The sequence below is a fragment of the Streptomyces sp. CA-243310 genome, assembly GCF_050936775.1.
GTDB lineage: Bacteria > Actinomycetota > Actinomycetes > Streptomycetales > Streptomycetaceae > Streptomyces.
Map to the genome: position 1 here is coordinate 721,224 of NZ_JBNJMF010000001.1, position 13,663 is coordinate 734,886.

At 73.7% G+C, this 13,663-nt stretch carries 9 protein-coding genes; 4 read left to right on the top strand and 5 right to left on the bottom strand.

All coding sequences use genetic code 11. The features are described from left to right. Positions 1-26: 26 nt before the first annotated feature. The 4 genes from ACQEVM_RS03425 to serC all read right to left on the bottom strand — a co-directional run bounded on the left by ACQEVM_RS03425 (position 27) and on the right by serC (position 6,235). Positions 27-3,200 (bottom strand): sacsin N-terminal ATP-binding-like domain-containing protein, encoded by a 3,174-nt coding sequence (locus ACQEVM_RS03425; RefSeq protein WP_433074654.1) that lies wholly within the window; start codon positions 3,198-3,200, stop codon positions 27-29. A gap of 64 nt (positions 3,201-3,264) precedes the next feature. After that, complete coding sequence (locus ACQEVM_RS03430; RefSeq protein WP_433074657.1) at positions 3,265-3,882, bottom strand: class F sortase; 618 nt, start codon at positions 3,880-3,882, stop codon at positions 3,265-3,267. Beyond that, positions 3,875-4,816: a hypothetical protein gene (locus tag ACQEVM_RS03435; RefSeq protein WP_433074660.1), complete on the bottom strand. Its 942-nt coding sequence runs from the start codon at positions 4,814-4,816 to the stop codon at positions 3,875-3,877. The genes ACQEVM_RS03430 and ACQEVM_RS03435 overlap by 8 nt, the downstream gene beginning before the upstream one ends. A 297-nt stretch (positions 4,817-5,113) precedes the next feature. Next, positions 5,114-6,235 (bottom strand): phosphoserine transaminase, encoded by a 1,122-nt coding sequence (gene serC / locus ACQEVM_RS03440; RefSeq protein WP_433074663.1) that lies wholly within the window; start codon positions 6,233-6,235, stop codon positions 5,114-5,116. Between the two features lie 237 nt (positions 6,236-6,472). On the opposite strand from serC, the gene ACQEVM_RS03445 reads away from it, so the two are divergent. Then, positions 6,473-7,432: an EamA family transporter gene (locus ACQEVM_RS03445; RefSeq protein WP_433074666.1), complete on the top strand. Its 960-nt coding sequence runs from the start codon at positions 6,473-6,475 to the stop codon at positions 7,430-7,432. Between the two features lie 104 nt (positions 7,433-7,536). On the opposite strand, the gene ACQEVM_RS03450 is transcribed toward ACQEVM_RS03445, so the two are convergent. Next, a complete protein-coding gene (locus ACQEVM_RS03450; protein WP_433074669.1) occupies positions 7,537-9,159 on the bottom strand; it encodes a CocE/NonD family hydrolase in 1,623 nt (540 codons plus the stop codon). Positions 9,160-9,477: 318 nt separating this feature from the next. On the opposite strand from ACQEVM_RS03450, the gene ACQEVM_RS03455 reads away from it, so the two are divergent. Genes ACQEVM_RS03455 through ACQEVM_RS03465 form a run of 3 tightly spaced genes read left to right on the top strand, consistent with a single transcriptional unit; the run spans position 9,478 to position 13,657 of the window. Then, positions 9,478-10,278, top strand: a complete 801-nt coding sequence (locus ACQEVM_RS03455; protein WP_433074672.1) for a TIGR03084 family metal-binding protein — start codon at positions 9,478-9,480, stop codon at positions 10,276-10,278. Further along, positions 10,275-12,062, top strand: a complete 1,788-nt coding sequence (locus tag ACQEVM_RS03460; RefSeq protein ID WP_433074675.1) for an acyclic terpene utilization AtuA family protein — start codon at positions 10,275-10,277, stop codon at positions 12,060-12,062. The genes ACQEVM_RS03455 and ACQEVM_RS03460 overlap by 4 nt, the downstream gene beginning before the upstream one ends. Then, complete coding sequence (locus tag ACQEVM_RS03465; protein ID WP_433074678.1) at positions 12,059-13,657, top strand: acyl-CoA carboxylase subunit beta; 1,599 nt, start codon at positions 12,059-12,061, stop codon at positions 13,655-13,657. Before ACQEVM_RS03460 ends, ACQEVM_RS03465 begins: the two co-directional genes overlap by 4 nt. The last annotated feature ends 6 nt before the right edge of the window (positions 13,658-13,663 follow it).

Sequence of the window (13,663 nt, forward strand, 5' to 3'; positions counted from 1 at the left end):
CGGGGTCCGTCGAGCGGACCCGCGCGTCAGTCGAACCAGCGGTCGCGCGCCAGTTCCGCCGTGCGCGACGGGTCCTCCAGCAGGGCCGCGACCTCGAACCGACGCGGCCACTGGCCCGCCGCCCAGGCGAGGCCCGCCGCCACGCCCTCCAGGGTCGAGGCGTGCAGGGTGCCGTCCGGGGTGCGGCGCCAGTCGAGTTCGGTGCCGCCCGCCACGAGTTCCTCGTGCTCGACGTAGCTGCGCGGGGTGGCCGGCCCCAGCAGTTGGAGCACCGACTCCGGGACCTCGTGCTCCTCGCCCGGCGTGCTGACCTCGGCCGGCACGGTGTCCGACAGTCGGCGTACCTGGAGCAGCTCAGCGAGGTCGGCGGCGCGCGCCGGGGCGACCGGCAGCAGCGGCAGTCCGGCCGTCAGCGGCAGCAGGTCGGGGGCGTCCGCGATCACCGCGTCGGCCGCGTCCACCACGCGGACCTCGCCGTCCACCACCACCCGCAGGTCGTCGGGGAGGGTGACCTGCTCGGGGTCCAGATCGGCCAGTGCCCCGTAGAGGGCGTGCAGCTGCCGGTCGGAGACCTCGCGGTCCGGGTCGGCGAGCCGGCCCAGGAGTTCGGCCGCGCCGCCGGGCTCGTCGAGCAGGGCCGCCACGGTGGTTCGTACGCCGAGGGCGCGCAGCACCTGCTCGTCCTCGAACCCGGTGGCGTCCGCCGAGGTGTACAGACCCGCCAGCAGCGGGTCGCCGCCGGCCGCGCGCAGTCCCGCCGGGCGGCGGCCGTCGAGCACCGGGTGGTCGCGCAGCCACCAGGCGGTGTACGAGCGCACGGAACGGGTGGTGCCGTCCGGGAGCAGCACCCGCACGGGCTGGGTGAGGGCGTCGCGCAGCGGGGGCTGCGCGAGCATGGCCAGCGCCTGCGGCCAGCAGTCGTCGTCGACCAGGTCGAGGTCGCGTACGGCGATCAGCTCGGTGGCGACCGGCGGCAGCGGGGTGTCCGGCAGTTGGTCCAGCAGGTCCTCGCACCACACGTCCACCGCGTCGAGCAGGCCCGCGTCGTCCGGTTCGGCGAAGTCCCCGTCGCGGGGCTCCAGTTCGTCGGGGTCCAGGACCACGTCGGTGGCGCGCACCAACTGGAACGTGGCCAGTACCCCGACGGCGGTCAGGGTGTCGGCGTCCCAGCGTTCGGCCAGCTCGGCGTCCAGGCAGGGGACCTCGTCCTCGCGGATGACCGAGGCCAACGGCGAGTCGGGCAGCAGGAGTTCGCCCGCCGGGGTGAGTTCCCCGTCCTCGTCGGGGAGCGCCAGCGCGCCCAGCCAGGGTTCGTCGCCGGGCGCCAGGTCGGCGTCGCGGACCAGGGTCAGGACGATCTCGGCGAGTTCGTCGGAGTCGACGGCGTCCTCGTCCCAGATCTCGCTGGCGTCCATGGAGGCGGCCACGGCCGCCCGGACCTGCGGGGTGGTCAGGACGGAGCGCGGGGTCGCCGGGAGGGCGCCCAGCTTCTCCAGCAGCGGGTGCGCCGCGTCCGGGTGGGCCACCTTCAGGCCGAGCCGGGCCAGGCTCGGCGGGGTGTCGGCGCCGGGCAGCAGGATGTGTCGGGGTCCGATCGCGGTGCGTCCGTCGGCCAGCGGCACGGGCAGCCCCGACAACCGGTCGGGGTCCACGCCGGCGAGGCTGTCGTACAGCCGGTGCCACCACTCGGGGGTCCGCTCGATGCCCGCGATCCGCTCGATGGCGTCGCCCAGCGGGAGCCGGCCGACACCCAGGGTGCGCAGTTCGGCACGGCGTTCCAGCCCGGCGGGCAGCAGCGTCGGCAGTACCTCGGCGAGCACGTTCACGGTGTCGGAACCGGCGCCCTCCACCACCTCGGCCTCGAAGGGTCGCAGGGCGGAGCGTTCCCCGGCCGTCTCGGGGGTGGGGGTCTCGGCGGGGGCGGCCGGCGCGAGGAACGCCGTTCGGGGCAGCCGCTCGATCACGGCCGCGCGCAGGTCCCCGTCCAGCGGGCCCTTGCCGAGCGGGCCGGGCACCAGATCGATGAGGCCGGTGCTCACCGGGTCCCAGGAGCCGAGGAGTTCGGCGTACGCGTCGGCGGCCCGCTGTACGAGGAAGTCGGTCAGCGGCCCCGGAGCGGGGTGGCGGCGGCTGGTGTCCAACGGCAGTGAGGCGATCAGCAGGGCGGGGATGCCGAGCGGCTCGTCGGTCGGGGTCGGCGCGTGCACCACCGGCGCGGTGAGCGGGTGCACGGGCGCCCCGTCGGCGTCCACGGGCGCCGCCCAGGTGATCGTCCAGGTGGGGCGCAGCCGTTCCTCGACGGGCCGGTCGGCGAGCAACTCCCGCGCGATGGGGCCGTGGTGGCGCACGGTGCGCCAGCGGTGGGTGCCGGAGGCGGAGTCCTCGATGACGGTGTACGGGCCCTCGGCGCGCCGGTACAGCACGCGGTGACCGCCGGCGGGGGTCTCCACGACGACCTCGCGCAGCCCGGGGAGGGTCAGCAGCAGGGCGTCGTCGATGCCGGCCAGCAGCCGCTCCACCAGCTCCTCGGCGGCGCCGTCGCGCAGCGGCAGCACCACGACGGTGTCGTAGCCCTCGGGGGCCGTGCCCTCGGCGGGCAACGGCAGGCGCAGCAGCGGTACGTGGCCGTCGCGGCGGCGCAGCTCGTCGCCGAGTCCGGGGCTGCCGTTGGCGGCGTCCCGGGCCAGTTCGCGGGCCTCGGCCAGGGACCAGCGGACACCGCCGTGCCGGCCGAGCACCGCCGGTTCGTCGGACACCGCCAGGACGGCGGCGAAGCCGACGCCGAAGCGGCCCACGGTCTCCGCCGAGCCGGCCGTGCCGTTCGCCGCGTCCGCCCCGGCGGCGGCGGGTTCCCGCTTCGCGGAGGCGCGCAGCGTGCTCAGCGACTCCACGCCCGTGGCGTCCAGCGGGGCACCGGTGTTGGCGACGGCGAGCACCGCCTGCCCGCCCTCGCCGCCCGGGTGAAGGGTGAGCCGCAGCCGGCCCGGGACCCGGGCGCGGGCCGCGGCGTCGGCGGCGTTCTGGGCCAGTTCCACGACGAGCCGGTCCCGGTAGCCGCCGAGCGCCAGGTCCTCCTCGGCGTTGGCGTCCTCGCGGAACCGGGAGGGGCCCGCGCCCCAGGCGTCGAGCACCCCGCGCCGCAGCCGGGCCGTGCCGAAGGGGTCCACGCCACCCTGGGCCGCCGTTACTCGCACGCTCACGCCGCTGCCTCCAAGAATTGCCGAGCCGAACCGGGCCGAACTCCTGAAGGTATCGCGTGCCGGGCTACCCCCGGCCGGTGAGGTGCGCGTACACGACGACGTTGGAGTCCCAGTGACGGTCGGCGGTGAGGGCTCCGCCGCAGGTGATCAGGCGCAGTTCGGCCTTGCCTCGGGTGTCCCCGTAGACCTTGTCGGTGGGGAAGGCGTCCTTCTTGTAGGTGTCCACCGCGTCGACGGCGAAGACGGCGGTGCTGCCGTCGGTGCGGTGGACCCGGATCTGCTCGTCCTTCTTCAGCTTCCCCAGGTTGAAGAAGACGGCCTCGGGCGCCTGCGGGGTGTCCATGTGGCCGACGATGGCGGCGGCGCCGGCCTCGCCCGGCGTCGGACCCTCCTTGTACCAGGCCGCGTCCTTGGGCTTCGCGAAGTCCGGTTCCCGCATCACCCCTTCGGCGTCGAGTCCGACGGTGTCGAGGGGTGCGTCGACGTGGATGTCGGGGATGGCGACGCGGTCCGGGACCGAGGGCGCCAACACGTCGGCCCGGTGGGCCGCGGCGGACGGGGTGTCCGTGTCGGCGGCGGAGGAGCAGCCGGAGGCGAGGACGACGGCGAGGCCGGCGGTGCCCGCCAGGGCGGCCGCGCGGCGTGCGCGGCCGCCCCGGCGGAGGATGGGCAGGTCAGGCATTGCGGGTCGTGTCCTGGACGGCCCCGGCGTCGACCCCGGTGGCCGCGCCGGCGATTGCGGTGGTCCCGGCGTTCGTCCCGGCGTTCGTCCCGGTGGCGGCGAGGGGGGCCTGGCCGGTGTTCACGGAGCCCTTGGGCTTCTTGTGCTCGCTCGGCTTCAGCGGGGTCACGGGCTTCACGGGGGTCACCGGCTTCACGTCGGGCTTCGTGTCGTGGCCGGAGGCCTCGGTGGAGAACTTCACGGTGTCGAACTTCTTGCCGCCGGCGAAGGCGTCCACGCCGTAGTAGCCGGTCTTGACGTCGTTCGCGACGACGGCGGTGCCGGTCCAGGTGCCCTTGCCGTCGCTCGTGAGGTTGACCCGGCCGCCGGCGAAGGCGTCGGACTTCACCTGGGCGCTCTTGTCGCCGGCGCCCGTGGTGACGGTGACGGCCACCTTGTCGCCGGGGCGGCCGAAGTCCTTGGACAGGCGCAGGGTGGGGGACTGCGGCTTCGGGTCCGGCGCGCCGGCCTTGACCGTCAGCTGGGCGGTGGCCCGCACCTTGCCGCCCGGGGCCGAACCGGTGAGGGCGACGCCGTGGTTCCCGTCCTTGACGTCGGCGACCTTGGCGGTGCCCGTCCAGGTGGTGCCGCTCTTGCCCTCGGTCAGCTTGACGTCGCCCAGTGCGGCGGAGGAGACGACCAGGGAGGTGGAGCCCTCGGGGGCGGTGACGCTAATCTCCACGCTCGCGCCCGGCTTGGCGGTGGAGGCGGAGAGCTTCAGGCTCGCGTCGGTGGTGCCGGTCTTCGCACCGCTGTCGGCTCCGGCTCCGGCTCCGGTGCTCGCGCTGGTCGTGGGGGTCGGGCGGGGTGTGTCGGCGGCGAACGCGGTGCCGGTGACGCCGAGGGCCATCGACGAGGCGAGGACGATGCCGGAGATGGTGAATGCCTTGCGCATGGATTTCCTCCTGAACGGACCTGCCGGGGTTCGTTCCCGGCACATCAGACATGAGGGACATCCAGGGCGCTTTGGTTGCAGGGGCGGTGTGGGCCGGGAGGGGGTCCGGCCGAAGGTCCCTCAGGGGGAAACCGCAGGTCGCGGCGGCCTGTGGGATATCCCGTTTGCGGGCTCTTTGCCCCGATTTTTGGGACCAAGGTCCCGGAACGGAAGCCGCCCCCGGCCCCCGCGAACGCCGAGACCCCCGGCGACGCGAACGTCACCGGGGGCCTCGGGGAGAACGGGGGAGGGAAGGGGTCAGAGCTTCTCGATCACGTGGTCGATGCACGCGGTCAGCGCCTGCACGTCCGCCGGGTCGATCGCGGGGAACATCGCGACGCGCAACTGGTTGCGACCGAGCTTGCGGTACGGCTCGGTGTCCACGATGCCGTTGGCGCGCAGCACCTTGGCGACCGCCGCCGCGTCGATGTCGTCGGAGAAGTCGATCGTGCCGATGACCGCGGACCGCTTGTCGGCGTCCGTGACGAACGGGTTCGCGTACTTCGACGCCTCCGCCCAGCCGTAGAGGTTGCGCGCGCTGGCCGCCGTGCGACCGGTCGTGAACTCCAGGCCGCCCTGGCTGTTCATCCACTCCAGCTGCTGGTCCAGCAGGAAGAGGGTGGACAGCGCCGGGGTGTTGTACGTCTGGTTCTTCAGCGAGTTGTCGATCGCCGTCGGCAGCGAGAAGAACTCCGGGATGTGCCGGGTTCCGGACGCGTGCACACGTGCCGCGCGCTCCAGCGCCGCCGGCGAAAACGCCGCCAGCCACAGGCCGCCGTCCGAGGCGAAGGACTTCTGCGGGGCGAAGTAGTAGACGTCGGTCTCGGTGATGTCCACGGGCAGACCGCCAGCGCCCGAGGTCGCGTCCACCAGGACGAGCGAACCGGCGTCGGCGCCCGCGACCCGCTTGATCGGAGCCGCGACACCCGTCGAGGTCTCGTTGTGCGTGTACGCGTACACGTCCACGCCGGCCTCGGCGACCGGCTCGGGGTGCGTGCCCGGCTCCGAGGAGATCACGGACGGCGCGTCCAGCCACGGCGCGAGCTTCGCGGCGGTGGCGAACTTGGAGGAGAACTCGCCGAAGGTCAGGTGCTGGGACTTCTTCTCGATGAGCCCGGCGGTCGCGATGTCCCAGAAGGCGGTGGAGCCGCCGTTGCCCAGGATCACCTCGTAGCCCTCGGGGAGCGAGAAGAGGTCCCGGAGTCCCTGCCGCACCGAGCCGACCAGGTTCTTGACCGGGGCCTGGCGGTGGGAGGTTCCGAGCAGGGAGGTACCGGTGGCGGCCAGGGCGTCGAGCGCCTCGGTCCGCACCTTGGAGGGGCCCGCGCCGAAGCGTCCGTCGGCGGGCTTGATGTCAGCGGGAATCTGGATCTCAGCCACGAGCGGAGCGTATCGGGTCCCGGACGCGGTCTCGGAGCCGCGTCCATTCGGTGAGACGCGGTGTCCCGCAGGGCGGGCGCGCGGTCCGACGCCCGGCGCGGACGGCGTCCGGACGCGTCGGCGGGTCCGTCACCTCGCGGAACGAGCGACCGGTGACTCCGGGAGCGGTGTGGTGGTGTGACCAATGTAAGGCGGGACACGGCTTGCCACCCGTTACAGACGGCTTAGCCTGGGGAGATGACCGCGTCCACTCCTCCCGTGTCCCCACGCGCCTCCCGTCCCGTGACCGCGCCCGCCCCGAACCCCGCCGAGGCGGCGGCGGCCGGTGGTGCCCGCGCCCGTCTCGGGCCGGTCGCGCTGGTGGTCTCGGCCGGGATTTCCGTGCAGTTCGGCGCGGCCCTCGCGGTCATGATCATGCCGAGGGCCGGAGCGGCGGGCGTGGTCACGCTCCGGCTGGCGGCCGCGGCGCTGGTCCTGCTGGTCCTGTGCCGCCCCAAGGTGCGCGGGTACAAGCGCGCCGACTGGACCACCGTCCTGTGGTTCGGCGTGACCATGGCCGGCATGAACGGCCTCTTCTACCAGGCCATCGACCGCATCCCGCTCGGCCCGGCCGTGACCCTGGAGGTCCTCGGCCCGCTCGCCCTCTCGGTGGTCGTCTCCCGCCGCCTGGTCAACGTCCTGTGGGCGGGCCTGGCCCTGGCGGGGGTCGTGCTCCTCGCCGGCCACGGGGGCGGCGGCTTCGGCGGGCTCGATCCGCTGGGCGCGGCGTTCGCGCTCGGAGCAGGCGCGATGTGGGCGGCGTACATCGTGTTCAGTGCGCGTACCGGGCGCCGGTTCCCGCAGGCGGACGGCCTGGCCCTGGCCATGGCGGTCGCCGCGGTCCTCTCTCTGCCCCTGGGCATCGTCGAGGCGGGCTCCGACCTCCTGGTGCCGAGCACCCTGGCGCTCGGTCTGGGCGTCGCCGTGATGTCCTCGGTGCTGCCCTACACGCTGGAGCTGCTGGCCCTGCGCAAGCTGCCCGCCCCGACCTTCGCGATCCTGATGAGCCTGGAACCGGCCATCGCCGCGACCGCCGGCTTCCTGGTCCTGCACCAGGCGCTGTCCGCGCTGGACGCCCTCGCCATCGCCCTGGTGATCGCGGCGAGCATGGGCGCGGTCCGCTCCCAGATCGGCAAGAGGGCCCTGACGACCCCCTGAATCGTCCCCTGTTCCCGGGACGCCTCCCGCCCCGCCGCCCACGAGAGGGCGGCGGGGCGGTTCCGTACCCGCGGGGAGGCGGACGGGTCTCGCGCCGCGTCGGCTCAGCCGAGCGGCAGGTCCAGGAAGGACGGAGTGGCCTCCGGGGAGGTGAAGGCCAGCGTGGCGCGCGGCAGGTTGGCGTCGCCGTAGAAGGGGTCGCGGCCGTCGATCACCAGCAGCAGCCGGTGCCCGGGCGGGACGTCGTACGCCGTCGCCTGGAGTTCGATGTCCGCGCCGATGAGGCTGTCCGGGGGCGAGTGGAGGTCGCTGAACGGGGCGTGGGTGACGAGGTGGGCGCTCCCGTCGGGCGCCATGTCGAACAGGTACGCCACGAAGGTGGATCCGGGGTTCGCCGCCCGGTACGTCACCCGCAGGCGGGGCGTGCCCCGCAGCCGGGCGGTCTCCTCCTCGGGCGGTGCCGCCCAGACGGCCGCCGTGCCGCGGTCGATGTCACCGGTCGGGTAGACCTTCGGTCGGCCGGCCATCTCCGCGTAGCCGGACGTCACGATCGCGTCGGCGACGGTTGCCGGGGTGTCCACCCCGCACACCACGCCCGCCGTCCAACCGGCCTCGGGCTCGTGCGCGAGTTCACCGGCGCCCGTCAGGTGGACGCGCCGGGTCCGGTCGGTGAGCGCGGACCAGCCGGCACGTGCCTCCAGGCCCTTGCCCCACATCACCTCGCTGACCACCTGGGCCTGGTCGGCGACGCCGTTGTCGATGCCCCTCAGGTGGTGGTCGAACCAGCGGTGGGCGTCCGTCCAGATTCGGTTCGGCAGGCCGAGCAGGCCGGACGTCTCGGGCCCGGAGTGGTCCCCGATGGAGAGGTCGAGGCGCTTGGGGCCGGTCAGTTCGTTGAACATCCGCACGGTCTGATTGCCCGGGAAGAGCGTCTCGTGCCAGGCCTGCGCGAAGAGGATCGGGACCTGGCGCCGGTTGAGCTCCTTGACGTGCGTGAGGGGCGAGCGCTGCTCCGCCCACCGCAGGGTCCCCTCGATGTCGCGGTCGGCCAGCACGTTCTCGAAGACGCTCCGCGTCCGGGGGCTCAGTCGGGCCTTCGCGGCGGCGTGTTGCAGGGCCTTCACGGCGGCGACGTGGCGGGTCGAGTTCTCGAGGAAGGCCTCCCCGAGGTCGCCCCAGGTGCTGAGCGCGACGACCGCGTCCACGCGGGTGTCGTGCGCGGCGACGAGCTGGCTGATGCCGGATCCGTAGGAGTCCCCGAGGAAGCCGATTCCGCTGATCGGCCCGGCGGTCCGCTCGACGATGTGGTCCAGGGCGCGACTGCCGTCCGCGACGTCGAGCGGCCCCGCCACGTCGACCTGGCCCTCGGAGCCGGCGAACCCGCGGGCGGTGTAGGCGAGGACGTTGTAGCCGCGCGCCGCGAACAACGCGCCCTGGACGGCGTACGCGAGCCAGCCCAGGTTCGTCCACGGCGAGGGCATCACGATCACCGGCCGGGGGTCCGACCCGGTGTGCCGCCAGAGCGCGGCGTCCAGCAGGTCCCCGTCGGCGCCCGTCACCTTGCCGCGGTTGAACACGGTGACGGACCGGACCTCGACGACGTCGGCGGCGCGGGAGGGGGACAGGCCGGTGAGGTCGCCGGTTTCGAGGGCGGTGACGAAGGCGTGCAGGGCGTTCGCGTCGAGTTCGGGGTAGAGGGAGAAGTCGGCTGAGTTCACGTACGTCACGTCGGTTCATCCTCTTCGTCGAGTGCCATGACATGAACGGATGTGTGCTCTGGGCCCGGAGCGAAGCACTCAGTATCGGTGCGACGACGGAGAGTTGCGCCGCGTTCCCGGCGTACGGCCGGATTCGCCCCCGAGGGGTGTGCCGCACCTGGCCGCCGCGCCCCTCGCCGGACCGGCCGGGAAGCAAATCCATTGCCGGTCGGGCGAGTTGGGCGGGCCGGCGGGAACGTGACAGCCGCCGAAGAAATCATGCAAGCGTGCTTGATTGTTTTGTGGACCCCTGCCAGGCTTCCCCCACGCCGAGAAGGGGAGCGCACCGTGCCCGATCCGTCCGCCGTCGCCGTCTTCGCCGACCTCCGAGAGGAGAGTCGGGACCTCGATTCCCTGGTCGGGGAGCTGTCCGAGCCCGGTTGGGCGAAGGCCACCCCCGCGAGCGGCTGGACCGTCGCCCACCAGATCGCCCACCTGCACTGGACCGACCGCGCCGCACTGCGGTCCCTCACCGACCCGACCGGCTTCGCGCGGATGGTCGAGGAGGCGCTCGCCGCCCCCGACTCCTTCGTGGACGAGGGCGCCGCCGAGGGGGCCGCGCTGCCCCCCGCCGAACTGCTCGACCGCTGGCGGACCACCCGCACCGCCCTCGACGAGGCCCTCGCGGTGGCCTCGCCCGACACCCGCTTCCCCTGGTACGGGCCGCCCATGAAGGCCGCCTCCATGGCGAGCGCCCGCCTGATGGAGACCTGGGCCCACGGACAGGACGTCGCCGACGCCCTCGGCGTCCGCCGCACCCCCACCGCCCGACTGCGGCACGTCGCGCGGATCGGGATCCGGGCACGCGACTACGCGTACGCGGTCCGGGGCCTGCCGGCGCCCGAGGGGGAGTTCCGGGTGGAACTCACCGCCCCCGACGGGGCCGAGCCCTGGACGTACGGGCCCGCCGACAGCCCCCGGCGGATCACCGGATCCGCGCTCGACTTCTGCCTGTTGGTGACCCAGCGGGTACACCGCGCGGACACCGACCTGACGGCGACCGGCCCGGACGCCGACCGTTGGCTGGACATCGCCCAGGCCTTCGCGGGCCCGGCGGGCCCCGGCCGCGCGCCGGAAGGCTCCCGATGACCCGGCGCCCGCTGCGCGTCGGCAACGCCTCGGGCTTCTACGGGGACCGGTTCGCCGCCGTGCGCGAGATGCTCACCGGCGGCCCGCTCGACGTGCTGACCGGGGACTACCTGGCCGAACTCACCATGCTGATCCTCGGCCGCGACCGGCTGAAGAACCCCGACCTCGGCTACGCCAAGACCTTCCTGCGCCAGCTGGAGGAGAACCTCGCCCTCGCGCACGAGCGGGGCGTACGGATCGTCGCGAACGCCGGCGGCCTGAACCCGGCGGGACTCGCCGACGCACTGAGGGAGTTGGCCGCCAAGCTGGGCGTGCCCGTCTCGGTGGCGCACGTCGAGGGCGACGACCTGATGCCCTTCTCCGAGGGCGCGTTGACGGCCAACGCCTACCTGGGCGGCGCCGGGATCACCGCCTGCCTGCGGGCGGGCGCGGACGTGGTGGTCACGGGCCGGGTCACCGACGCGGCGCTGGTCAGCGGGTCGGCGGCCTGGTGGTTCGACTGGGCGCCGGACGCGTACGACCGGTTGGCGGGCGCGGTCGTCGCCGGCCACGTCCTGGAGTGCGGCACCCAGGCCACCGGCGGCAACTACGCCTTCTTCACCCGGCACGACATCCGCACCCCCGGCTTCCCGCTCGCGGAGATCGCCGAGGACGGTTCCTCGGTCGTCACCAAGCACGCGGGCACGGGCGGGGCGATCACCGTCGGCACCGTCACCGCCCAACTCCTCTACGAGACACAGGGCGTCCGCTACCTCGGGCCGGACGTGACGGCCCGCCTCGACACCGTCCGGCTCGCCCCGGCCGGCCCGGACCGGGTCGCGATCTCCGACGTCCTCGGCGAGGCCCCGCCCGACACCCTCAAGGTGGGCGTGACCCGGATCGGGGGCTGGCGCAACGAGGTGGTCTTCGTCCTCACCGGCCTCGACGTCGACGCCAAGGCCGACCTGGTCAAGGCGCAACTCGCGGAGGCCCTTTCGGGAGTCGCCACCGTGACGTGGACCCTGGCCCGCACGGACCACCCCGACCCGGACACGGAGGAGACCGCGAGCGCCCTGCTCCGCCTGGTCGTCCGCGACCCGTCCCCGGACCGGGTCGGCCGGGGCCTCACCGCCGCCGCCGTCGAACTGGCCCTGGGAAGCTACCCCGGCTTCCACGTGAGCGCCCCTCCGGGCCCGGCCCAGCCGTACGGGGTCTTCACCTCGTCCCTGGTCCCGGCCGCGACGGTCCCCCACGTGGCCGTCCTCCCCGACACCACCCGCCACCCGATCCCACCCATGCCGGCCCCGCCGTCGTTCGAGGGGCGGGGGTCCGGGGACGGAGCCCCCGAAGGGGCCCGGGGCGCGGCCCCGGTTCCGGGAACGGCCGCGGTGGCGGACAGCCCCGCAGGGCCCACCGCACCGGCCCCGCCGGAGCGCGCACCCACCACCCGCGCCCCGCTCGGCGCCCTGTTCGGCGCCCGCAGCGGCGACAAGGGCGGCGACGCCAACATCGGCGTCTGGGCCGAGAGCGACGCGGCCTGGCAGTGGCTCCGCGCGACCCTCACGGCCGACGCCCTCACCACGCTGCTCCCCGAGACCGCAGGTCTCCCCGTCGCCCGTCACGAACTCCCGCACCTGAGGGCCCTCAACTTCACCGTCACCGGCATCCTCGGCGCCGGCGTCGCCTCGGGCCACCGCTTCGACCCGCAGGCCAAGGCCCTCGGCGAATGGCTGCGCGCCCGCCACGTCGACATCCCGACGCACCTCCTGTCGTCCGACCCCGCCCCGGAGGGGACCCGCCCATGACCCGCCTCGGCACCACCGTGGATCCACATGCTCCCGAGCACACGGCCGCCCGTACCGCCGCCCTCGCCCGCCTCGCCGAACTCGACGCCGAGCACCACAAGGCCCTGCTCGGCGGCGGCGAGAAGTACACCGACCGGCACCGGACGCGCGGCAAACTGCCCGCCCGGGAGCGCATCGAGCTGCTTCTCGACCCGGACACCCCGTTCCTGGAACTGTCCCCGCTCGCCGCCTGGGGCAGCGATCATCCCGTCGGCGCCTCGATGATCACCGGCATCGGCACCGTCGAGGGCGTCGAGTGCCTGATCACCGCCAACGACCCGACCGTGCGCGGCGGTGCCAGCAATCCCTGGACGCTCCGCAAGGCGCTGCGGGCCAACGAGATCGCCCGGCAGAACCGGTTGCCCTGCATCAGCCTCGTCGAGTCCGGTGGTGCCGATCTCCCGTCCCAGAAGGAGATCTTCATCCCGGGCGGGGCGATCTTCCGCGACATCACCCGGCTCTCGGCCGAGGGCATCCCCACCGTCGCCGTGGTCTTCGGCAACTCCACCGCCGGAGGCGCGTACGTCCCCGGGATGTCCGACCACACCATCATGATCAAGGACCGGTCGAAGGTGTTCCTCGGCGGCCCGCCACTGGTCAAGATGGCCACCGGCGAGGAGAGCGACGACGAGTCCCTCGGCGGCGCCGACATGCACGCCCGGACCTCGGGCCTCGCCGACCACTACGCCCTCGACGAGTACGACGCGATCCGCCAGGCCCGCCGGGTCGTGGCCCGCCTCAACCACCGCAAGGCCCAGGTGGAGCCGCAGCGCGCCGAGGAGCCCGTCCACGACCCCGAGGAGCTCCTCGGCATCGTCCCGGCCGACCTGAAGACGCCCTTCGACCCCCGCGAGGTCATCGCCCGCATCGTCGACGGCTCCGACTTCGACGAGTTCAAGCCCCTGTACGGCACCAGCCTGGTCACCGGCTGGGCGAGCCTGCACGGGTACCCGATCGGCATCCTCGCGAACGCCCAGGGCGTCCTGTTCAGCGCCGAGTCGCAGAAGGCCACCCAGTTCATCCAGCTCGCCAACCAGCGCGACATCCCGCTGCTGTTCCTCCACAACACCACCGGCTACATGGTCGGCAAGGAGTACGAGCAGGGCGGCATCGTCAAGCACGGCTCGATGATGATCAACGCGGTCTCCAACTCCCGCGTCCCGCACCTGTCCGTCCTCGTCGGCGCCAGCTACGGCGCCGGCCACTACGGGATGTGCGGGCGCGCCTTCGAGCCGCGGTTCCTCTTCGCCTGGCCGAGCGCCAAGTCCGCCGTCATGGGCCCCCAGCAGCTCGCCGGGGTGCTGTCGATCGTCTCCCGCCAGTCGGCCGCCGCCAAGGGGCAGCCCTATGACGAGGAGGCCGACGCGGGCATGCGCGCCTTCGTCGAGGCGCAGATCGAGTCCGAGTCCCTGCCGATGTTCCTCTCCGGTCGGCTGTACGACGACGGCGTCATCGACCCGCGCGACACCCGTACCGTTCTCGGCCTGTGCCTGTCGGCCGTCCACAACGCCCCAGTCGAGGGCGCCCGTGGCGGCTTCGGCGTCTTCCGGATGTGAGCCCGC